Source organism: Halomonas sp. MES3-P3E (assembly GCF_002836035.1).
GTDB classification, from domain to species: Bacteria; Pseudomonadota; Gammaproteobacteria; order Pseudomonadales; family Halomonadaceae; genus Vreelandella; species Vreelandella arctica.
This window is the reverse complement of record NZ_PJBT01000191.1, coordinates 15,650-37,662: the sequence shown is the minus strand read 5'-3', so window position 1 is coordinate 37,662 and position 22,013 is coordinate 15,650. Positions and strand designations below refer to the sequence as shown.

Genomic DNA, 22,013 nt, shown 5'->3' with positions numbered 1-22,013 from the left:
TTCATCCCATCGCACGGCTAGCGTATGCTAGCGCTTTTTTAGTCGATGGGAGTGGGCATGTCGCGAACATTGAGCAAGGGCGTTGGCCTGCTGGTAGCCGTCGTGCTGTTAGGTGCTATGTGGCATTTGCTACAGCGCTACGACCTACTAACCCAGGCGCGCCTGAGCGAGCTGATCGATACCATCCGCCAGTGGCGTAACGCGCCCTGGATGTTTGCGGCGGTGATGGCCGTTTACGCTGGCGCGCTGTTGGTGATGTTTCCGCTTAGCCTACTGGTGGTAGTGACAGGCTTACTGTTTGGCCCAGCATGGGGGCTGGCGTACGCCACGCTCGGTACATTGACTTCATCGGTAGTGTCTTATTGGGTGGGGCACTGGCTAGGTCGAGAGGCGCTGATGCACTATGGCGGCCGTCATTTGCGTGGCCTTTCGGGCTATTTATCCAAGCGTGGCATTCGCACCATGACGGTCATCAACCTGCTGCCCCTCGCCCCGTTCACGCTGACGAATATGCTGGCAGGCGCTTTCCACCTTAAGTTCCGCGATTATATGATCGGCTCCACCCTCGGCATTGTGCCAGGGCTCGCAGCGGTGATTCTTTTGGGTAGCCAGTTAGGCGCCCTTTTCACTGCGGCCTCCACAAAAGAACTCGTGTTGGCAGGCGTAGGGCTTGCCGCTGGCGTTGGTCTGCTTGTCGGGCTTAAGTACTATACCAGTCAGCGTCAAGATGCCAACCGGCGCCAAGCAGCCAAAAAACGGCCTCAGCGTGAAGGGGAGTGATACTTAGCGAGCACTTCGGCGTAAAAGGTGGCTACCGCGGTGGCAAAGTTGGCAATATCAAACTCTTCAGCAAAGTGGCTGGCCTGTTTACCCAACTGCTGGCGTAGCTCTTCACTATCTTTTAGCTCGACGACTTTTTGCCCCCACGCTTGACGATTTTGCGGCGTTTTGAAGCCGTTCACCCCCTGGCGCACCACATCATCAATACCACTTGAACGCACCGCCACCACGGGCAAGCCCGCCGACATCGCCTCTAAAATGACCATCCCCTGGGTCTCCGATGTAGAAGCGAATACAAATATATCGCCTAGGTGATAGTAAAGCGCCATTTGATCAGGCGGCACCGCGCCCACTAACGTTACCCGTGCAGCCAGTTTTAAGGTATCGATTTGGTGTTGAATGGCCTCGCGATCTGGCCCATCACCGATGAGCAGCAGATGAAAATCCTCGTGCCCTTGGTTCTGCAGCTCGGCAAGTGCTTCCAGCATAAAGCCAATATTTTTCTCTTTGCTTATCCGCGAGACGCTAATCAATATTTTGCGCGCGGGATCAATCGCTAGCCGCTCACGCAGCGCTTCTAACTCCCCCGCCTCGACATGCGCGAAACGCTCCACATCAATTCCCGTGGGTTGCACCAGCGAGGGCGTTTTAACCCCGATCATGCGGAGATACTCCTCTGCGGAGTAGGTAGGCACGATTACCCCTTGGCAGCGGTTAGAAAAGTGCTTAATCAGAGAGTGCGAGATCAAATTCCGAAAAAGCGCACCGGGTAACGGTACAAAGTGGGCATAGTGCTCCAGGCGAGTGTGATACGTGTAGACCACCGGCACCTTAAGCCGACACCCCATAAACAGCCCCATGGAACCAAGCCAGAAAGGATGATGAACATGAATCAAATCGGGCTTAAAGGCACGCAGGCAGCGGCGAAAGCGCACACTGAACGGGTTGGTTAAACGGAACTCCCTCTTTTCACCAAACGCCATCAAAGTCGGGATACGTTTGATCGCTTTATCGTCCTGCCATGCGTCACGATAACGGGGCACTAGCAGTTGAATCGAGTGCCCTAAATCACGTAAACCATTGCGCAAACGGTCCACCGACACCGATACGCCAGACACAAACGGAAAGTAATTATTGGATACCATCGCCACTCGAAGTGACTTACCCAGGAAAGGCGTCGGATCAATATCAAAATCGGGATAATAATGGCGGTCTTCAAAAATCAGCCGATATAAACGCAGCGCTAACAGCGTCAGCAAACCAACAATCAGTAAAAAGCGGGTATAGCTGACGTAAAAGAAGGCGTAAATCGTTGATCCAACGCTACTCACTACCCGCCACCAACCGGGGCTATCCACATTTAAACGCACCGGTGCAATGGCGACATCCTCACCTTCTATGTCGACGATAACGTAGTGATGAAAGCTGCTGTCGGCATCAATCAGAATACCGCCCGCACCGCCCGTGGTGACGTAATCCACCCCATTAATCGTCTGCTCTGAAAAGAGCGTTAGGTTAGCGGAGAATACCGTATCAACATCATACTCCTCCGCCAGCGCCATAATGCCTTCGGCCAGCCGGGGGTCATTGAGATAATTGTCGGCTTCAAACAGCGGCGCATCGCTCACTACGTTGTGCAGCGGCAAACCAATAAACAAAAACCGATGCTGCGCTTCAGATGCAGCCAGTTCCCTGGAAAGCCAATCAAGCTGCCAGGAAGTGGACGACTTGCCCGTACCGTCCAGGAAGATGAAGTGGCTATCGCCCGCAACGAAGGAGTAGAAATGCGGGCCAAAATATTCATAAAACAGGTAACTACCAAAGTCACTGTCTTCTTTATCACCATAGGTTAGCAAGTAAGGCACATTGAGCTGTTCCAAGCTGTGATAGATCGCCTGATAGCTCTCTTGTCGCCCGCCATTAACGGCGTTACCCGCCGAGATAAGAAAATCGATGCCGCCCTGGTTGATGAGCGGCACAATTTCATTTTGAAAGACGCTCACCGAGTTATTGATATTACCGACCACCGCAAAGCGGTAGTCGGTTCGCTCCGTCAATACCTCGCGAATATCCGCCACCTGAAGCGTATGGACTGACTCAAACTCAGGCTCCGCCACGTATAACCAAATTTGGTGCGCAATGAGCACACCCACCAAGGTAAGATTGAGAAAGAAAAACAGCCGCAACCATCGCTGGCGGGAAAGATGAAAAACGGAGCGTCGTGGCATTTAAAAGCGCTTTTTCCATGGTAAATGCAGAATGAACCGGTACTGCAGCGGCTCAAGCCTTAAAACGCCCTAACTATACAGCAACCCCGCGTTCAGGTGATGCCCCAGGTTAACCAGCGTCGCACCCGTTTAGGGTGGCCAATAAACGCCGCGGCCCGGCCTGATGACGATGCTCCCCCAGCCATATGCCCTGCCAGGTGCCCAGCGCTAGGCGACCGTCACGCACGGCCAAGGTGAGCTGAGTGCCCAGCAGGCTGGCGGCCACGTGGGCTGGCATATCATCAGGGCCTTCCAGCGTATGGCGAAAATAGGGCAAGTCTTCCGGCACCAGGCGGCGCAGAAAGGCATCTAAGTCGTGGCGCACATCGGGGTCAGTGTTCTCGTTAAGCGTTAACGAGGCGGAGGTGTGCATCAACTGAAGGTGCAGCGTGCCAATATGAACATCGTTTAAACACGGCAGCGCCCTGGCTACGTCATCGGTAATAAGATGGAAACCGCGCGTCATCTCGGGTAAATGAATTTCTTGTTGGCACCACATAAACACTCCTGTGTTTGCTATCTCATTAGCGACACGGCATCAGCGTGTCCTTCTTATATGGCAAAATGACGACAGAATGTAACGTCTGATAGTACACAACATAGCCGATCGCCAAAGACTCATCGCCAAGGAGCGCTTAAATGAAACATTTGCTAGGAAGCAGCGTCATCAGTATGGCTTTACTTACCGGTTGCACCGGCATTCCCGAGGGAACCGAGCCGGTTAGTGACTTTGCATTAGATCGCTACCTGGGCCAATGGTACGAGATAGCGCGCCTGGACCACTCATTTGAGCGTGGCCTTGATTGCGTCACCGCCACTTATAGCCTGCGCGATGACGACGGCGTACGCGTCATCAACCGTGGCTACAACCTGGAAGAGCAAGCGTGGGATGAAGCCGAAGGCCGCGCCTACTTTATTGATGATAAAAATGTGGGCCGTTTGAAAGTGAGCTTTTTTGGCCCCTTTTACGGCGGCTATAACATTCTTGAACTTGACGATGACTACCAGTGGGCGTTGGTAGCGGGACCTAACCGAGACTACCTATGGATACTCTCGCGTACACCGGAAATGGATAGCGCGACGGAGTCCCGCCTGCGCCAGCGTGCAGCGGAGCTGGACTTTCCTACCGATGAACTGATCGATGTCGCCCAGGGCGAAGCCTGCCCTAATCGCTAGTCAGGAAGACTCCGGCAGCGCCGACACCCGCCCCGCCATCTCCTGCTGAACAAAGGCAATAAAAGCACGCAGCCGGGCGGGCACATGCCTGCGCTGCTCATAGACCGCATAGAAATCCGCTCGTACACTCTGCCAGCCAGGCAGCAGTTCAACTAACGCGCCACTGGCAAGGTGCTCGTTTACATCCCACCAAGAGCGCAGCATCACGCCATGGCCGTCCAACGCCAAACGGGTAATCACCTCACCATCATTGCTGGCTAACCGGCCACTGACTTTTACCGTTTGCTCCTTTTTGGACGGCTCGCTGCGTTCAAAGCGCCACAGCGGAAAATCACTGTCGTTCTCACGAATGACTAGGCAAGCATGCTGCTGCAAACCAGCCGGTGTCTGAAGGGGCGACGAGTGAGCGATATAGCCAGGCGATGCGCAGAGTATGCGTCGATTCGCTAAAATGCGTCGCGCGACTAAACGCGACTCTGGGGGTTCACCCACACGAATGCCGATATCAAAGCCGTGATCGCTTAGGTTGAGCGGAAAGTTGGTGAGCTCTAGCCAGCCCTCCACCTCAGGATGCTCAGCACAAAAACGCGATAGTAACGGCGCAATATGGCGGCGGCCAAAGCCAAACGTGGCATTAACACGCAACCGACCACTAAGGGCTTGGTTGGAACGCTCACCCAGGGAGCTCTCCAATTCGGCAAGCTCATCCAAAATGAGCGTGCCACGGGCAAGGTAGCGCTCGCCCTCCGCCGTCAGCGTCAACCGCCGAGTGGTACGGGCGGCCAATTCGACCCCCAAACGCGCTTCTAAAAGTTTCAGCCGCTTACTCACGGCGGAGAGCGATAGCCCCAATTCACGGGCGGTTGCCGTTAAGCTGCCCGCCCGTGCCAGGTGTTGAAAAAACGCCAAATCATCCAGTTGTGCCATACACCCCTTAGCCACTCTTCACTTTTACGCAACAATAGCTTGAATAGTAGCCTGATTATCTCCACCAAAATAGCCGCTACACTTTACTCAGTATTTGCCAGACCCAGTACTTACCAGCAATTGTCAGCCACTAACAAGAGAAGGAAGCACCATGGCTCATCGTATCGCCATTATCGCCGGCGACGGCATTGGTACCGAAGTCATGCCTGAAGGCATTCGTGCCCTCGAGGCAACCGCCAAGCGTTTTAATATCGACCTTGAGTTCACTACTTTTGAGTTTGGTAGCTGCGACTACTACCTCGAACACGGCAAGATGCTGCCGGATGATTGGTTTGAGCAGTTAAAAGGCTTCGATGCACTGTTTTATGGCGCAGTTGGCTGGCCCGATAAAGTACCCGACCATATTTCCCTATGGGGCTCGCTGCTGCAGTTCCGCCGCCAGTTTGATCAGTACATCAACCTGCGCCCCTGCAAGCTGATGCCCGGCATTAAAAGCCCGTTGGCAGGCCGCGAACCCGGCGATATCGATTTCTATGTAGTGCGTGAGAACACCGAAGGCGAGTACTCAAGCGTTGGCGGCAAAATGTTTGAAGGCACTGACCGTGAAGTGGTGATTCAAGACACGGTCATGACCCGCACCGGCGTGGACCGCGTCCTGAAGTACGCCTTTGAACTGGCTCAAACCCGCCCGCGCAAAAAGCTTACTTCTGCCACCAAGTCCAACGGCATTTCCATCACCATGCCGTACTGGGATGAGCGCGTCGTCGAAATGGCGAAGGGCTACCCTGAGATCGCGGTGGATAAATTCCATATCGATATTCTGACCGCCAATTTCGTCCTTCACCCAGACTGGTTCGATGTGGTCGTGGGCAGCAACCTATTCGGCGACATCCTTTCCGACTTGGGCCCTGCCTGCACCGGCACAATCGGCATTGCCCCATCAGCCAACATCAACCCAGAAGGCCACTTTCCCAGCCTGTTTGAGCCGGTACACGGCAGCGCACCGGATATCGCTGGCAAAGGCATCGCCAACCCTATCGGCCAGATCTGGTCCGGTGCCATGATGCTTGAGCACCTTGGCTACAAGGAAGCCGGTGATGCGCTGGTAAGCGCCATTGAGGAAGTGTTGAGCACAGGCGACAGCCAAGTCCTCACCCGCGATGTGGGTGGCCAAGGCACAACGGAAAGCTTAGGCAAGGCAATTGCTGACGCTATTACGCGCTGACGTTCATCTGCTATAGCGATTGTCTGCCCGGCTGAGCCCAACTGGGCAGACAATGTATGTTTTTTACACGCCTATGTTCTACATTTGTCCTGAAGGTGAAGAAAACGTCAGTTTCTCTTCGCTCATAACAACATCAACAAACAAACTCAGGACAATGCTATGAAACTTGGACGCCGTCAGTTTCTCTCGGCAACGGCCGCTCTAGCCGCAGTCGGCACCACCCCCCAGCTGTTTGCCATGCAGGCCTCGCCAGGGCCCGCTCCCGCTCGCTACCCCATTGATGCCTGGAAAGTTGAGGATCAGCGCTTCAGTGACTACATGATTTTTAATAGCCCGCTGGAGCGCCACTGGAGTGGCGGACTATGGACAGAGGGGCCGGCCTGGAATGCCGTGGGCCGTTACGTTGTGTTCAGCGATATCCCCCGAGCCAAGCAGATGCGTTGGGACGAAGCGACTGGTCAGGTCAGCGTTTTAAGAGACAACGTTGGCCACTCTAACGGTAATACCTTTGATCACCAGGGCCGGCTAATTGCTTGCGAGCACTACCCTTCTCGGGTGTTACGCTACGAATGGGATGGCAGCACCACGGTGCTTGCCGAGCGCTATCAAGGCAAGCCACTCAATGCTCCCAATGACGTGGTGGCGCTCCCGTCGGGTGGTGTGATCTTTACCGATCCCGGATACGGCGCCCACTTCGACTACGAGGGCAAGAAGCGTGATCTGGAACTTGAAACCGCCATCTATTACGTCGATGACAGCCTTGATGAACCTATCATGCTGACCGACGATATTTTTAAACCCAACGGTATTGTACTAACACCGGATGGCAAGGGTTTCTACGCCAGTGACAGTGCCCCCACTCACTTCGAAGAGCCTGCGCGAATCATTCGCTGGACGCTTGGCGAAGATGGCAAAAGTGTCAGTGATCGCCAAGTGATCGTTACCAGCGAAGATACCATTTTCGACGGCATGACCTGCGACATGGATGGCAATATCTGGTCGAGCGCCAACGGTGGCGAAGGTATCGATGGCGTCGTGGTTTTCTCGCCGGAAGGCACGCTGCTGGGGCGGGTTTTGCTGCCTGAAGTCTGTTCCAATGTATGTTTTGCTGGTGCGAATCGTAACCGGTTATTTATGACCGCCAGCCAATCCGTTTACACCATTTACACCGCGGCTCGCGGCGCCTAGCAGTGTCGATATCACCCATAAAAAAGCCTCGCTGGACAATGCCAGCGAGGCTTTTACGTTATGAGCTACCACTTCATCAGCTGGCTAGTTTAGCCGCTGTCTTGGCGACTAGCTCACCCTGGAAACGAGCAATTTTGAGCTCGCGCTCATCGGGCTGGCGAGAGCCATCGCCGCCAGCAAGGGTTGCAGCGCCGTAGGGCGTGCCGCCGCTCACTTTGGAAATATCGAACTGCTCTTCAAGGCCATAACCAATCGGTACAATGATCATGCCGTGGTGGGCCAACGTGGTCCATGTAGAGGTAATGGTCATTTCATCACCACCGCCCGTACCGGTAGACGTAAACACGCTGGCAACTTTGCCGCGAAGTGCGCCGTTAGCCCATAGGCCACCGGTTTGATCCAGGAAAGTACGCATTTGCCCGGTCATATTGCCGAAGCGGGTTGGAGTACCGAAGATAATCGCATCGTAATCAGCAAGTTCTTGCGGCGTAGCTTCCGGCGTATCGTAATCCTGCTTGCCGCCTGCGTTTTTAAAGGCTTCCGCGGGCATGGTTTCAGGCACGCGCTTAACGGTGACTTCAACGCCGCTGACGCTTTTTGCGCCCTCTGCAACGGCGTGCGCCATCGTATCGATATGACCGTACATGGAATAATAAAGTACCAGAACCTTTGTCATGGATATCTCCTTAGCGATGTGTGGCTTATAGCTAACTTAGCAGTGCGTTGGGCTTTCTCAATAAACTGTACCTACAACATAGCGCACTCAAACGTAGATAAAAGCGAATGTTTTCGTCCGCGGGCATCGATTTCATCGACGAACGCCAGCTTGCACTTTACGCAAACCCCCACTAGCTTTGGTCTTGCCTACCTAAACGTATCCAAGGAGTCTGGAATGACGATTTTTGAAGCCCTGCGCAAGGATCATGATATTCAGCGTGATCTGCTTGCCCGCTTGATTGAGACTCATGGAGATAGCGACGAGCGCGACTCACTCTACAAGCAAGTAAAAAAAGAGCTGCATGGTCATGCTGCAGCCGAAGAGCGCGCTTTCTACATTCCGCTGATGGAAATGGATCTGACCCAGGAGAAAGCTCGTCACAGCGTGGCCGAACATCATGAAATTGATGAGCTTATAGAACTTCTCGATGAAACCGACTATAGCGCCACTAATTGGCTGACCCATGCGAAACAGCTACAGCATTTAGTGACTCATCACCTTGATGAAGAAGAGCAGGAAGTGTTCCAGTTGGCAGGCCGAGGTCTACCAGACAAACAAAAAACCTCCCTTGCCAGTGAGTATCAGCAGGAAATGGAGCGCCAGCGCTCAGCGTAACCCGACACACAGCTTGAAAAAGCGCTCATGCATCGCATGGGCGTTTTTTTTGATGCCAGTTCCCTTATGCTTTTCACGAATACGCTGGGCTTTTACATGCGAACGACCTAGTGTCTTGTGACAAACAGTTAGCGTGGTGATGCTAGGCTCACTTTTTATAACGACAACGACACTAAAAACAGAGACTAAGGAGCTGACAATGCTAGACCAATGGCTCGACTGGTCGCTTGACGGGCAGCTCCCGGACAAAAAGCAAGGCGTTTTCCCAAGCGGTCGCTACCACTTGTATGCACCGGGCGTTTTGGAGCTCACACCAAATACAGCAAGCAACGCGGCTCACGCGTGCATTTTTTCAGCGGCTATCCACGGTAATGAAACCGCGCCCGTTGAACTGATCGGTGAATGGCTCAGCCGCCTGGAAGCCGGTAGCGCCATACTTGGCGCGCCCGTGCTGGTCATCCTTGGGAACCTACCCGCGCTTAAAGCACAGCAGCGTTTCATCACCACTAATCTGAACCGGCTGTTTAAGCGTGAATTACACACTGAAGGCGAAGAACCGGAACGCGCCCGAATATTAATGGCCGCCGTGGATGACTTTTACGACCGCCATTCAGGGCTACCCAAACTGCACTACGACCTACACACCGCCATCCGGGATAGCCGTTATCCCCGCTTCGTTGTCGAACCTTTTGACGACTCCTCTACCGACGCTGAGCAATGGGACTGGCTCGCCGCTGCGGGTATGCAGGCGGTGCTACACCAACATCAGCACAGCTGGACATTCTCCCACTACAGCAAGCACTATCACGCCGCCCAGGCCTTCACGTTTGAATTGGGCCGCGTGGCGCCCTTCGGTCAAAACGATATGGCGTCTCTAAAACCTATGGGTGCCCTGCTCACAGCGTTAAGTGAAGGGCACTCTCCGGCCCACCAGCCAGCCTCGCAAATGCAGTTTTTTAAGGTACAGCATGAGCTGATTCGCCACTCAGATGACTTTCAGCTCTGTTTTGCCGAAGACACGGCCAACTTCAACCGTTTTGAGCCTGGCACGCTGCTGGCGCAAGATGGAGAAGCTGGAGAGTTCCGAGTGGGTGATACGCCCCTTCACGTGGTCTTCCCTAACGCCAATGTAGAAGTGGGTGCCCGTGCGGCACTGTTGGTGGCACCGGTTACGTAGGGTTAAGCGTTAAGGCGCTCCTAAAGACCCTCCTAACGTTAGAGAGATTGACAATAATAATGGTGAGGCGACAACAGGCTGCTCGGCGTTGATACAACTAACGTCGAATGTTTAATGTGATAAGTAGGGCGCGCATTATGCGTCCAGCCTGATAGAATCGCCCCTTTTTTCGCGCCAGCCGCATCACAGCCCGTTATTGATAAACTACCGCTGATAACCCGTTGCTGCGGCAACTCTGTACTGGAGCCAATGTTATGGCCGCTACGCCTACTCCCCTTGAAGTGCGTAATATTAAAAAACGCTTTGGCGATACGGAAGTTCTGAAAGGTCTCTCACTGCAAGCCCAAAAGGGCGACGTGATTACCATGATTGGTGCCTCTGGGTCGGGTAAGAGTACATTTTTGCGTTGTATGAACTTGCTTGAACAACCCGACGATGGCGACCTGATTGTCCACGGCGAGCCGGTTCGCTTTAAAACCACCAAGCACGGCCGCGAACCTGAAGATTGGAAGCAGGTAGTACAGATGCGCGCCAAGCTATCCATGGTGTTCCAGAGCTTTAATCTGTGGGCACACATGACGCTGCTGGAAAACATCATTGAAGCGCCGATCCATGTGCTGAAAAAGCCCAAAAAAGAGGCCTTGGAACACGCCCACGCCTTGCTCGATCGCGTGGGTTTAAGCGCCCGTGCCAACGCCTACCCGGCACAGATGTCCGGCGGCCAGCAGCAGCGTGGCGCCATCGCGCGCGCACTGGCGATGGATCCGGAAGTCATGCTATTTGACGAACCCACCTCTGCCCTCGACCCAGAGTTGGTAGGTGATGTGTTGAAGGTCATGCACGGGCTGGCCGAAGAGGGTCGCACCATGGTGGTAGTGACACACGAGATGAGCTTCGCCCGCGATGTCTCCAGCCAAGTGATCTATCTTCACCAGGGCCTAGTGGAAGAAGCGGGACCGCCGGATCAAGTGCTAGGCAACCCGCAATCACCGCGCCTGCAGCAGTTCCTGGCACCTAAATACTGAACCGCGAGGCTCACCATGATTGATTTGCAAGGCTATGGGCCCCGGCTATTAGAAGGGGCTGGCGTCACTGTTCAGTTGGCGGTGCTATCGTTAATTTTAGCGATTATTTTAGGGCTACTGACCGCCAGCGCAAAGATGTCGCGCAGCTGGTTAGCTCATCGTCTTGCCACGCTTTACACCACACTTATTCGCGGTGTGCCCGATCTGGTGTTGATGATGCTGTTTTTTTTCGGCGGCCAAATTGGCGTCAACATGATCACCGACTGGCTTTACTACTCGTTCGATATCGATATTTTTATCAATATTAATGCCTTCGTAGCGGGCGTTGTCACCATTGGGCTAATTTTCGGGGCCTATATGGGGGAAACCTTTCGCGGCGCTTTTATGGCGGTCGATAACGGGCAAATCGAAGCAGGTAAAGCCTATGGCATGAGCGATGGGCTGGTTTTTCGTCGCGTCCGTTTTCCGCAGATGATGCGCCATGCGCTGCCCGGCCTTTCCAACAACTGGATGGTATTGCTCAAAACCACAGCACTGGTCTCGGTAATCGGGCTTTCTGATATGGTGCGTGTCGCCTCAGAAGCCTCTAAAGCGACGCGCGAACCTTTCACTTTCATGATTATTGTCGCGCTTATCTATCTGCTCATCGCCAGCGTTTCGGAGTGGATCTTCGCTCGTCTGCAAAAACGCTACAACATTGGCTATGGGGAGGCAGACTAATGACCGCTTTCATGACATGGCTAGAAAATCAGCTTGCCGAGAACAGTATTTTCACGCTGCAAACGCTTTCCTACTATGGCGATGGGCTGACCACCACGGTGCAACTGGTCTTTTTATCGCTGGTCATTGGCTTAATCGCCGCCGTCCCCCTTGCCATTGGGCGTGGTTCAAAACATGCCTGGATTAAGTGGCCTATTTTTGCTTACACCTATGTTTTTCGTGGCACACCGTTACTCATCCAACTCTACCTGATTTATTACGGCGTGGTGTTTGTGGACGGAATCCAAGAAACCTGGCTATGGGTGATACTTGAAGAACCATTCGTTCCAGCACTCATTGCATTTACCCTCAACACCGCCGCCTATACGACCGAGATTTTTCGCGGCGCGATTAAGTCTACCTCGAAAGGTGAAATTGAAGCGGCTCGCGCCTATGGCATGTCACCTCAGCAGACCATGCGGCGCATTATTATCCCCAGCGCTTTTCGTCGCGCCCTACCGGCCTACGGCAACGAAGTTATTTTCATGCTACATGCCAGCGCTATTGCCAGCGTAGTGACGATTATGGATCTGACCGGCGCGGCGCGCTTTGTCTATGCGCGTTTTTATGCACCTTTTGACGCATTCTTGTTTGTGGCAGCGATATACCTGTGTTTAACCTTCACCATCCTGTATTTCTTTCGTTATCTAGAGAAAAAGTTGCTCGCACATCTACAGCCACAGAACTCCTAGTGTGAAACAAACGTTGGTTTACGAATCATTAAGCGCTTTTCGTCAACGCCGAGTTAGGATAAGTTATTAATGATCATCACAAAGCAACCTGTGACTAACGTGGTCAACGCCATCATTACGCGGTGCTTGCTTAGATGAACTCTGCTTCCAAGGAGATACATAATGAAAAAACTGCTGTCTGTCTCACTGCTAGGCTTAGCCGTTGCAGCAAGCGCCGCCCAGGCGCAAGAAGACCAAGTACGTATCGGGGTTGATGTGCCTTACGAGCCGATGGAATATCGCACGCCGGATGGCGAGCTGACCGGCTTTGATATCGACCTGGGCAACGCCCTCTGCGAGCGTATCGGCGTTGAATGTGAATGGGTGGTACAGGGCTGGGACGGCATTATCCCGGGCCTCATGGCACGCAAATACGACGCTATTATGTCCTCCATGACGATCAATGATGACCGTCGCGAGCAAGTGCTGTTCTCTGACCCCTACATCACCCCGCCGTCCGCCTGGTTTGCTCCTGAAGGCACCGACCTTGATGCAACCAATGAAGAGTCGCTCGCCGGCATGACCATCGGCGTTCAGCGCGGCACTCTGCAGGACAATTACGTCACCGACATGTACGGAGATGTCGCCGACATCAACCGCTACTCTACCGCCGATGACATGGTGCTGGACATGGAATCCGAGCGTTTGGACATCCTGTTCCTCGACTACCCAGTCGGTAAGTCCACGTTACTGGATAGCGAAGAAGGCAACTACGTTGTTGTCGGCGAGATGCTAACCGAACCTAAAGAGTATTTTGGTGATGGCTTTGGTATCGCTTTCCGTCAACGCGACGAAGGACTCGCCGAGCAGTTCAACGAAGCCCTGGCTGAAGTGAAAGAAGACGGCACTTACGACGAGATCTACACCCGTTATTTCGGTGGGCAAGAGTAAGCATCACAGCACGCCTTAATGTCCATCACCCCGGCAATTGCCGGGGTGATGCGTTTCTATCTAATGCTGAAAATTCAGTGAACTAGGTAAAGCTACCTCTGTCTGTGTATCATCGCGCATGTCCAACACGGAGGTTTTATGGTTCACCCGACTATCCCACATGCAGGCACGCTACCTCGCCCCTCTTCTCACTGGACAGGCTGGGGCCAGTGGCTGGCATTGTTCACCATGACCATTGACCACCTCACTCGCTACATATTACCCGGCGACTGGGATTTGAGCTGGGCCGGGTCTTCCATTGGCCGTATCGCCTTTCCGCTGTTTGCCGCCATGGTGGCTTGGCACGGGCTGTTTAATACCCGCAATCCGCTACGCTACTCGCGGCGGATTTTGATTATCGGTTTGGTCGCCCAGCTTCCCTATATGATGATGCCGCGGACGTCAGACGCCTTCATTCTGAATGTCTGTTTTACTCTCGCCAGCGGCTTGGCCCTGGGCGCGCTCGTGCGCCAAGGTTGGCAGCACTACCAGCAGCAAACCCTCACCATGCCCTGGCTGTTAGCTGGTGCCGCACTAGGCGTTACGGTGTGGTATCTGCTGGGGTTCTGGGTCGAGTATGGCCACAATGGGCTGTTGCTGATTCCGCTATTGATGTTTGCCATGCATGCCTTGAGCCAAGCGGACAGTGACTTTCAGTCGCGCCTGTGGGCCGGGTTAGCAGCGTTTCCGGCACTTTGGATTGCCGGTCAAATGAATGCGTCTGACATGGCCAAGTCATTTACCGTAGGCACTTGTGTGGTGGTGCTGATACTTGCCGCAGGGGCCGCCCAACGCATTCCTGCCATTAACTTGGCGATGCCGCGGCGTCTATGGTTAGCGTGGTATCCCGGCCACTTTGCATTAATCGCGCTATGGCTATTGCTGAGCGGACAGATAGCCTAAAAGATTCTTTCAACGCCGCTTTAATGCATGGCATCCCGCATCCAGGGCTTAAAGCGGCGTAGGCGTGCTCGCCCTTCCGTTTTGGCGCGGTACATCGCAATATCGGCCTGCTTAAGCAATTCTTCATCGTCACAATCAGCGGCCATAAAGCAGGTGTATCCCATGCTGGGTGTTACCTCCACCCAGCGGCTTTCAAGCCGATAAGGTTCAGAGAGTGCCTGCTGAACAGCGCACATATAAACTTCAGCAGCGGCTTCCATATCTACCTCTGCCTCTTCTTCAAGCAGTGCCAGCAGGACAAACTCGTCGCCGCTAAGCCGTGCGGCCATGTCGCCTTCGCGCAGACAGCCTTCTAGGCGGCGGGCTACTTGCACCAGCAAATCATCCCCGGTGGCGTGCCCCCAGGTATCGTTAATCAGCTTGAAGCGATCTAAATCTAAAAACATCAACAAACCGCCCTGCTGTTCAGTTTGCTTCTCATTGCAGAGGGCAGCTAATCGCTCAATAAACAGGCGACGATTGGGCAAATCAGTGAGTGAGTCATAGTAGGCTTGGCGGTAAATAATCGCGTCGGCGCGCTTACGCTCAGTAAAATCTTCGATAATCGCTACCCCGCCAACCATCTCGTTACCCGCGCTATGTACGCCATTGAAGAAGGCACGCAGGGGCGTTCCCGCGCTAGCCTTGGGCAGATAGTAGGTTCCTTCGTAATAGCCAGTGCCTTTGGCCAGTGCGTTGCGCACAGCCTTTGCCACTCTGCTATCCGCCGAATGGGATAGCATGCGATAGCCGAGCAGCTGCGCACGGTTAACACCCAGGATATCCAGCAGTTTGCTATTACAGTCCGTTACTTGGCCATGTTCATCAAAATGCAGCACGCCCAGCGGCGAACGTTGAAAGATAGAGCGGTAGCGGTTTTCGCTTTCTTGCAACTGCACTTCGCGAGCAGACATACTCACCCGCAGGGCAATATTGTCGTGAATAATGCGACTTAGGCGTCGGCTGGTAGTAATAATCAGGCCTAAAAACAGGCTTAGCATGGCGCCAATGAGAATTGCCAGTGATGACCCTAACAACAAAAACTGCACCAGCAAGGGCAGGATAATCGGCAACACAAAGCCAAGCGAAACCCACCATACGGCAGAAAGCGTTGTGATGCCGCCAGCGGCAATACCGGCCAGGACAATCGAAAGCGCGGCTACCTGGCCATGGTTTTCGCCGGTAAACAGAAATACCCCACCAGAACCCCACACGCAGCCAGCCGCAATCGCACCAATGCTGAACCGATGTAACCAGCGGCGGCGCTGCTGTTGCTGCGCGGGTAAGCGGCTAAAATAGTAAGCCAAGGCAAGGCGAGCCAACGACACAAAGGTCAAAACGGCAAGCCAAGTCAGCAGTATCCAGCTCGCCACTACCGGCCACATGGCAGCCACTAACAACATGCCTGCCAACACACTGCTAAGCACGGGCTGCCATAAGTTATCGTACAGAAGGCGTACTTTCTCGCTGTGTAAGCGTTTTACGGTGACATGATGATCGCGCTGGAAACCACTACGCATCCCCGACGCAGTCCTCGTAGTTGAGGATTGAGACATACCGACTACCCGCCTAATGAAAAAGTGCTATTGGTTTCAGCCTAGTAAGCTGATTTTTTTGTGATTCCTTTTTAGCGCATTTAGGCAATTTTAGCGATATAAGTTGCGTACTCGGTCAACTACTGACCCATTAAGTAAGCAAAAAAGCCGCTTGCGGGGCAGGCGGCTTTGGAGCACTACTGTTTGATTGAAAAACTGAGATCTGGAGGGGGAGCATCGGGCAACAAAGCGCTACAGGCGCGAACTTTCTCAAGCAGTTCGGCATGGTTGGGTGCCAGGATATTGACGTGGGCGAGTTTGCGCCCGGCACGTTCTGCTTTGTCATAGCGATGCAGGTGCGTGTTTGTAAGCGCCAGGATCGCCGCATTATCCCCCTCACGACCAATTACATTAATCATGCACGTGGGGGCTATCGCCTGGGTATCGCCCAACGGCAAGCCCTGAATAGCACGCAGATGATTCTCAAACTGGCTGGTCACCGCGCCGTCCATCGTCCAGTGGCCGGAGTTATGTACGCGTGGGGCCATTTCATTGGCCAGCAGGCTGCCATCGCGGGTTTGAAACAGCTCTAACGCCAGCACCCCCACGTAATCCAACTCATCCAACAACGCACGGATATAGCTATCGGCGGTTTGCTGAACGCTAGCATCCAGATCCGGCAGCGGCGCAACGGAATAGCGCAGAATGCCATCCACATGCTGGTTTTCCGCCATAGGGTAGAACACCACCTCGCCATCACGACCGCGCACGGCAATCATCGAGACTTCGCGCACGAAATCGACAAATGCTTCAACGACTAGCTGCGAATGGCCAATAGCGGCCCATGCATCTGCCGCCTGCTCAGGCTGTTTCAATACTGCCTGGCCTTTACCGTCGTAGCCTTCCGTGACCGATTTAGCCACTACCGGGCAGCCCAGCTCGCGGGCGGCGGCTTCAAGCTGCTCGGCACTTTCCACCACACGATAAGCAGGCGTCGGAATTCCCAAGCGGTCAAATAGCGTCTTCTCTTCGACCCGGTTTTGGCACACTTCAATGGCGCGGCTACTCGGGTAAACCGGCTTGTGCTGCTCAATTTCCCGTACCAGTTGCACCGGCAGGTGCTCGAACTCGTAAGTCACCACATCCACCTTGGCTAAAAACTCAGCCAGGTGCTGGTTATTAGGGTCGACAATGACGTCGCCAATGCCTGCACTGGGGTTACCCGTGGTATCTAAAAAAGTGAAGCGATTGCCCAGCGGATAACCCGCTAGCGCCAGCATACGGCCTAGCTGGCCTGCGCCTAGTACACCGATATTCATAGACAGCCTCCTTATTCTGCTTCTGGATCGGGACGCGGATCCGGATTATCGAGTACTTTCTGGGTCTGCTCAGCGCGAAACGCCTCGACCGCACTGCGCACAGTGGCATCTTGTAAGCCAACAATCTGCGCCGCCAGCAAGCCTGCGTTAGTGGCGCCCGCCTTACCAATCGCCAGCGTCCCCACCGCAATGCCGCCCGGCATCTGCGCAATCGAAAGCAGCGAATCCAAGCCTTTAAGCGCCTTAGACTCCACCGGCACGCCGAGCACGGGCAGCGGCGTTTGCGAGGCCACCATGCCGGGCAAGTGAGCAGCACCACCAGCACCCGCCACAATCACTTGTAAGCCGCGCTCGGCCGCACCCTTGGCATAATCGAACAGCAGGTCCGGCGTACGGTGCGCCGAGACCACGCGGGTTTCATAGGCCACGCCCAAACGCTCCAGCATGGAGACAGCGTGCTCCATGACCGGCCAGTCAGACTTAGAACCCATGATCACGCCCACCTTGGGTGTGCTGTTCGACGACATGCAAAACTCCTCGGCCCAACGGCCTATAAAAGCGATACTAAATTGAAAAAGCGGCGTGTACCGGCCCAGGTACACAGCAAAATAGGAAGGCGCCTAGTTTACCAGAGCTAGCGCGTTTGCGGGCTTTGCAGAAATCGTGAAATTTTCATCAAAATAGGCATTGAAATGCGCACGAGTTGGCGGCATTGTGTCCTTGTCATTTCAGACTGTTGGAGCCACATGAGCACGGCACGCGCAACTGCCACTGCGGAACAGCTAGATCCTCCGCGAAGCAGCCCTGACCTCGATGTCAGGGAACTAGAAAAACGTACGCGTTTAATGCGTATTATTACACGTCTGATCGCTGTATCAGACTTAGGAAGCCGAGAAATTGCCCGCCGGGCAGGGCTTCCCGTTCAGAAAATTAGCGACCTGCTCGCCGGAAGGCTTGAGCACCTGGGAGTGGATGAACTTCACGCCCTGCGTCGCACCTTAGAGCTGGAGGCGCCATAGCCAATAGCTAATCAACGCCTCGCTCTCGCGAGGCGTTTTTATTTGCTGGGCTAGTTTTGAGGACTAGTTAGTCTTCGCGCTGCTCTAACGCCTCGGCAGCCTGAATTGCCTCTTTCTTAGAGGTGTGCTCGGAAACAACGACTTCGTTTTCAGGCACTGTTTCATCAATCACCAACCATCCGGTGATGGTTTCTTTAAGATCACTGGCTTCAATGACCGGTTCGATACGAGCTTGTCTAGACATTGTGGTCTCCTTGTCAATGTGGGCAGTTACGCTGTGTCTATGGCTAAAATTGCGCGTTACTGAATCCGTCCATTACCTCTTCACCTGCACTCTCTTCACCCTCGGCTGGGCGGTTAAGCTCACTACAGGGGCACCCTTTATGAACACAATCGCTTCCCCCAGGGTGGCCAGCAGCGCAGACCTTACAACAATAGGCGCGACCTTCTGTGATGACCGCCTGCTCGCTGGAAACGTGATGCTCACAGCCAGGACAGGCACAGACTCCCATGTCCGTCATGATGCCCCCTCCCTCGTTAGCCATGATTGGCGACATATTTAGCGTAGAAGAGAATGCCGAGGTAGGGAAAATTCAGCGTTAAGGTTATCGACAAAATAGAAGTGCCGGTTACGTCACACAGCGCGCTGAAGGAGCATTTAATGCAGAGGAATAAAGATTCCCGCTATCGCTACTAGAGCAACCACCAGCCAAGCAGGCAGTTTCCATACGCTAAGCAGCAAAAAGCCCGTAAGTGCCAGAACAAACTCATAAGGGCCAATAATCGCGCTGGTCCATACCGGCTGATAAAGCGCTGCGCCTAAAATACCCACGACCGCCGCATTGGCACCGCGCATTAGCGCCTGAGCGCTGCCCCACCGACGAAATTGGTTCCAAAACGGCAGCACGCCGACCAGCAGCCAGAACCCTGGGATAAAGATTGCCAGCAGTGCCAACAAAGCGCCCACTACCGCGTTCATGCCGGGCAGAAGTGCTCCCAGGTAAGCCGCAAACGTAAATAGTGGCCCTGGCACCGCCTGGGCAGCGCCATAGCCTGCCAAGAACTCATCCGGTGTTATCCAGCCCGACTGTACTACCTCGGCTTCTAACAGCGGCAGCACCACATGCCCACCACCAAATACCAGCGCACCTGAACGATAAAAAGCATCGATCACGTTAAGCCAAACAGCACCGCCCGCCATCAGTGGCAGTAGAATCAGCAACCCGCCGAATAGCCCCAACGCGACCAAGCCTGCTCGGCGGGAAACCGGAAAATGCAGCGGTGCGCTTTCTGCTATGGCGGCACTATTCCGGCACAGCGTCAGCCCCACTAAACCACCCAATACAATCGCGGCGACCTGTCCCAGCGGGCCGCTTACCACCACCACCGTGAACACAGCGGCCAAGGCGATTCCTACACGGGCTTTATCCGGGCAGAGGTTGCGTGCCATCCCCCACACCGCATGGGCCACGATCGCTACCGCGACCACTTTTAAGCCGTGGATGATACCGCTGGCGATCGGACCATCCAGCACCGCAGCCCCCAATGCGAACAACAGCAGAATAATTGCCGAAGGTAGCGTAAAAGCCAGCCACGCCATGGCCGCGCCCCAAGGACCAGCACGCAGTAAGCCGAGCGCAAACCCCACCTGGCTACTCGCCGGGCCGGGCAGAAACTGGCACAGTGCCACCAAATCAGCGTAGGCACTTTCGCTTAACCACTGACGCCGCTCCACAAAGGCAGTACGAAAATACCCCAGATGTGCCACCGGTCCGCCAAAAGACGTTAATCCCAGCGCTAAGAATGCCCAAAACACCTCGCCTATGCGCCTGCTTGTCTGCGTTTGCTCCACCATCCATCCTCACCGTTTACCCAATAAAAAAGCGCAAGGCTTATATGCTAAGCCTTGCGCTTGACGTCTTGATGACACCCGCCGATAAATCGTTACTCTTGGTCTGTTACCGCACCGGTACTGGCAGAGCTAACGAGACGTGCATATTTGGCGAGCACGCCGCGGGTATAACGGGGTTCTGGCTGCTTCCACGCTGCGCGACGACGCATCAACTCTTCGTCAGACAGATCCACCTCAATGGTATCGGCCTCCGCATCAATGGTGATGGTATCGCCATTCTCTACCAATGCCAGCGGGCCACCGTCGAACGCTTCCGGCGACACATGGCCGACCACAAAACCATGGCTGCCGCCCGAGAAACGGCCATCGGTAATCAGCGCCACGTCATTGCCCAAGCCGCGGCCCATAATCGCCGAGGTAGGCGTGAGCATTTCGCGCATGCCGGGGCCGCCTTTAGGTCCTTCATAGCGAATCACCACCACATCACCTGCGACGACAGTGCCATCGTTAATGCGCGCCTGGGCTTCTTCTTCCGAGCCAAAGACCCGTGCCGAGCCTGAGAAGCGCGTGCCCTCTTTACCGGTAATTTTCGCGACTGCGCCTTCCGGTGCCAAGTTGCCGTAAAGCATGCGCAAATGGCTTTCCGTTTTAATCGGGTTACCGAGGGAAGCGATGATCGGCGGCTCGGCAGGGTAAGGGGCTACATTGGCCAGGTTCTCTTCCAACGTTTTGCCGGTAACGGTCAAGCAGTTGCCGTTGAGCAGGCCTGCGTCCAGCAGCATTTTCATCAGCGGCTGAATACCGCCAATCGCCACCAGCTCGCTCATCATGTAGTGGCCGCTAGGGCGCAAATCGGCGAGTACCGGCACGCGTTTACCGATCTCGGTAAAGTCCGCCAGGGTCAGTTCCACACCAATGGTGCGCGCCATACCAATCAAGTGCAGCACCGCATTGGTAGAACCACCCAACGCGATGGTCACCGTAATCGCGTTCTCGAACGCCTCACGGGTCATGATATCGGAAGGCTTAATATCGTCGGCTAGCAGCGCCAGCACGGCTTCGCCCGCCGCTTTACAGTCATCGCGCTTCTCCTGAGAGATCGCATTCTGCGCGGAGCTGCCCGGCAAGCTCATGCCTAATGCCTCAATCGCAGAGGCCATGGTGTTAGCGGTGTACATACCGCCACAGGAACCAGGGCCAGGGATCGCCGTTTCTTCGATGTTTTTAAGCTCGATCAGGTCGATATCGCCGCGGGAGTGTGCGCCCATCGCCTCGAACACCGAGACGATATCGGTATGTCCTTTGCCGGGCATAATGGTGCCGCCATAGACGAACACGCTGGGACGATTCAAACGCGCCAGCCCCATCAGGCAACCGGGCATATTCTTATCGCAGCCCCCAATGGCCACCAAACCATCAAAGCCTTCACAGCCCGCTACGGTTTCAATGGAGTCGGCAATCACCTCCCGTGATACCAGCGAGTACTTCATACCCTCGGTGCCGTTAGCAATACCATCGGAAATCGTGATGGTATTGAAAATCACACCTTTACCACCGCCAGCATCGGCACCATCGCGGGCAAACTCGGCCAGCTCATTAATGTGGCTGTTGCAGGGCGTCACCATGCTCCAGGTAGAGGCAATGCCCACCTGAGGCTTTTTGAAATCGGCATCCGTAAAGCCCACCGCGCGCAGCATGGCGCGGCTAGCGGCTTTACCTGGGCCATCAACCACAGGCGCAGAGTGGCGGCGGGAGTTTTGCGATGAATCTGACATTAGAAATCTCTCTTAGCGTTGTTCACGGTATCCGCATAGCTTGGCGATGCCAC

General features: G+C 54.5%; 23 protein-coding genes. 12 read left to right on the top strand and 11 right to left on the bottom strand.

Annotated features, from left to right (window positions below; translation table 11 throughout):
- The first annotated feature begins 57 nt into the window (after positions 1-57).
- Complete coding sequence (locus CXF87_RS19055; protein WP_101147796.1) at positions 58-780, top strand: TVP38/TMEM64 family protein; 723 nt, start codon at positions 58-60, stop codon at positions 778-780.
- Here CXF87_RS19055 and CXF87_RS19050 read toward each other — a convergent pair.
- Complete coding sequence (locus CXF87_RS19050) at positions 762-3,008, bottom strand: glycosyltransferase (protein WP_101147795.1); 2,247 nt, start codon at positions 3,006-3,008, stop codon at positions 762-764. The two genes, CXF87_RS19055 and CXF87_RS19050, sit on opposite strands and share 19 nt — an antisense overlap.
- Positions 3,009-3,117: 109 nt before the next feature.
- Positions 3,118-3,546, bottom strand: coding sequence for a secondary thiamine-phosphate synthase enzyme YjbQ (locus CXF87_RS19045; protein WP_008958959.1), 429 nt, complete (start codon positions 3,544-3,546; stop codon positions 3,118-3,120).
- Between the two features lie 140 nt (positions 3,547-3,686).
- Here CXF87_RS19045 and CXF87_RS19040 point away from each other — a divergent pair, with 140 nt between their 5' ends.
- On the top strand, positions 3,687-4,223 hold the full coding sequence (locus CXF87_RS19040; protein ID WP_101147794.1) for a lipocalin family protein: 537 nt from the start codon (positions 3,687-3,689) through the stop codon (positions 4,221-4,223).
- Here CXF87_RS19040 and CXF87_RS19035 read toward each other — a convergent pair whose 3' ends face one another.
- Positions 4,224-5,150, bottom strand: coding sequence for a LysR family transcriptional regulator (locus CXF87_RS19035; RefSeq protein WP_101147793.1), 927 nt, complete (start codon positions 5,148-5,150; stop codon positions 4,224-4,226).
- A 151-nt stretch (positions 5,151-5,301) separates the two neighbouring features.
- Here CXF87_RS19035 and CXF87_RS19030 point away from each other — a divergent pair, with 151 nt between their 5' ends.
- Together CXF87_RS19030 and CXF87_RS19025 are read left to right on the top strand one after the other, a co-directional pair.
- Entirely contained in the window at positions 5,302-6,375 is a 1,074-nt protein-coding gene (locus CXF87_RS19030) for a tartrate dehydrogenase (protein WP_101147792.1), read from the top strand.
- Positions 6,376-6,534: 159 nt separating this feature from the next.
- A complete protein-coding gene (locus CXF87_RS19025) occupies positions 6,535-7,563 on the top strand; it encodes an SMP-30/gluconolactonase/LRE family protein (RefSeq protein WP_101147791.1) in 1,029 nt (342 codons plus the stop codon).
- A 76-nt stretch (positions 7,564-7,639) separates the two neighbouring features.
- Here CXF87_RS19025 and wrbA read toward each other — a convergent pair whose 3' ends face one another.
- Positions 7,640-8,239 carry an NAD(P)H:quinone oxidoreductase gene (gene wrbA / locus CXF87_RS19020; RefSeq protein WP_008958954.1) on the bottom strand — a complete coding sequence of 200 codons (600 nt, stop codon included), beginning with the start codon at positions 8,237-8,239 and terminating at the stop codon, positions 7,640-7,642.
- Between the two features lie 216 nt (positions 8,240-8,455).
- Here wrbA and CXF87_RS19015 point away from each other — a divergent pair, with 216 nt between their 5' ends.
- The 7 genes from CXF87_RS19015 to CXF87_RS18985 all read left to right on the top strand — a co-directional run bounded on the left by CXF87_RS19015 (position 8,456) and on the right by CXF87_RS18985 (position 14,421).
- On the top strand, positions 8,456-8,896 hold the full coding sequence (locus CXF87_RS19015; protein ID WP_101147790.1) for a hemerythrin domain-containing protein: 441 nt from the start codon (positions 8,456-8,458) through the stop codon (positions 8,894-8,896).
- A gap of 199 nt (positions 8,897-9,095) precedes the next feature.
- On the top strand, positions 9,096-10,073 hold the full coding sequence (locus CXF87_RS19010) for a succinylglutamate desuccinylase (RefSeq protein WP_101147789.1): 978 nt from the start codon (positions 9,096-9,098) through the stop codon (positions 10,071-10,073).
- 254 nt (positions 10,074-10,327) lie between these two features.
- A complete protein-coding gene (locus CXF87_RS19005; protein WP_035556746.1) occupies positions 10,328-11,098 on the top strand; it encodes an ABC transporter ATP-binding protein in 771 nt (256 codons plus the stop codon).
- A 15-nt stretch (positions 11,099-11,113) separates the two neighbouring features.
- Positions 11,114-11,818 (top strand): ABC transporter permease, encoded by a 705-nt coding sequence (locus tag CXF87_RS19000; RefSeq protein ID WP_101147788.1) that lies wholly within the window; start codon positions 11,114-11,116, stop codon positions 11,816-11,818.
- Positions 11,818-12,549 carry an ABC transporter permease gene (locus tag CXF87_RS18995; RefSeq protein WP_008958948.1) on the top strand — a complete coding sequence of 244 codons (732 nt, stop codon included), beginning with the start codon at positions 11,818-11,820 and terminating at the stop codon, positions 12,547-12,549. Before CXF87_RS19000 ends, CXF87_RS18995 begins: the two co-directional genes overlap by 1 nt.
- Before the next feature lie 162 nt (positions 12,550-12,711).
- Positions 12,712-13,479 carry a transporter substrate-binding domain-containing protein gene (locus tag CXF87_RS18990; protein ID WP_101147787.1) on the top strand — a complete coding sequence of 256 codons (768 nt, stop codon included), beginning with the start codon at positions 12,712-12,714 and terminating at the stop codon, positions 13,477-13,479.
- Between the two features lie 138 nt (positions 13,480-13,617).
- Positions 13,618-14,421 carry a TraX family protein gene (locus tag CXF87_RS18985; RefSeq protein ID WP_008958946.1) on the top strand — a complete coding sequence of 268 codons (804 nt, stop codon included), beginning with the start codon at positions 13,618-13,620 and terminating at the stop codon, positions 14,419-14,421.
- 20 nt (positions 14,422-14,441) lie between these two features.
- Here the strand turns inward: CXF87_RS18985 and CXF87_RS18980 are convergent, their stop codons facing one another.
- From CXF87_RS18980 to purE, 3 genes are all read right to left on the bottom strand, one after another.
- A complete protein-coding gene (locus tag CXF87_RS18980; RefSeq protein ID WP_198556146.1) occupies positions 14,442-16,016 on the bottom strand; it encodes a sensor domain-containing diguanylate cyclase in 1,575 nt (524 codons plus the stop codon).
- Between the two features lie 176 nt (positions 16,017-16,192).
- On the bottom strand, positions 16,193-17,314 hold the full coding sequence (locus tag CXF87_RS18975) for a 5-(carboxyamino)imidazole ribonucleotide synthase (protein WP_008958944.1): 1,122 nt from the start codon (positions 17,312-17,314) through the stop codon (positions 16,193-16,195).
- Positions 17,315-17,325: 11 nt separating this feature from the next.
- On the bottom strand, positions 17,326-17,841 hold the full coding sequence (purE, locus tag CXF87_RS18970; RefSeq protein ID WP_008958943.1) for a 5-(carboxyamino)imidazole ribonucleotide mutase: 516 nt from the start codon (positions 17,839-17,841) through the stop codon (positions 17,326-17,328).
- A gap of 219 nt (positions 17,842-18,060) precedes the next feature.
- Here purE and CXF87_RS18965 point away from each other — a divergent pair, with 219 nt between their 5' ends.
- Complete coding sequence (locus CXF87_RS18965; RefSeq protein ID WP_008958942.1) at positions 18,061-18,333, top strand: XRE family transcriptional regulator; 273 nt, start codon at positions 18,061-18,063, stop codon at positions 18,331-18,333.
- A 67-nt stretch (positions 18,334-18,400) separates the two neighbouring features.
- On the opposite strand, the gene CXF87_RS21830 is transcribed toward CXF87_RS18965, so the two are convergent.
- The 4 genes from CXF87_RS21830 to ilvD all read right to left on the bottom strand — a co-directional run bounded on the left by CXF87_RS21830 (position 18,401) and on the right by ilvD (position 21,960).
- The gene (locus CXF87_RS21830) at positions 18,401-18,577 is read right to left on the bottom strand and encodes a hypothetical protein (RefSeq protein ID WP_008958941.1); all 177 of its coding nucleotides are present in this window, start codon (positions 18,575-18,577) and stop codon (positions 18,401-18,403) included.
- A gap of 43 nt (positions 18,578-18,620) precedes the next feature.
- Entirely contained in the window at positions 18,621-18,854 is a 234-nt protein-coding gene (locus CXF87_RS18960; RefSeq protein ID WP_083832267.1) for a hypothetical protein, read from the bottom strand.
- Between the two features lie 137 nt (positions 18,855-18,991).
- Positions 18,992-20,188 carry a chromate efflux transporter gene (chrA, locus tag CXF87_RS18955; protein ID WP_101147785.1) on the bottom strand — a complete coding sequence of 399 codons (1,197 nt, stop codon included), beginning with the start codon at positions 20,186-20,188 and terminating at the stop codon, positions 18,992-18,994.
- Between the two features lie 89 nt (positions 20,189-20,277).
- Positions 20,278-21,960 carry a dihydroxy-acid dehydratase gene (gene ilvD, locus CXF87_RS18950; RefSeq protein WP_101147784.1) on the bottom strand — a complete coding sequence of 561 codons (1,683 nt, stop codon included), beginning with the start codon at positions 21,958-21,960 and terminating at the stop codon, positions 20,278-20,280.
- Between the last annotated feature and the right edge of the window lie 53 nt (positions 21,961-22,013).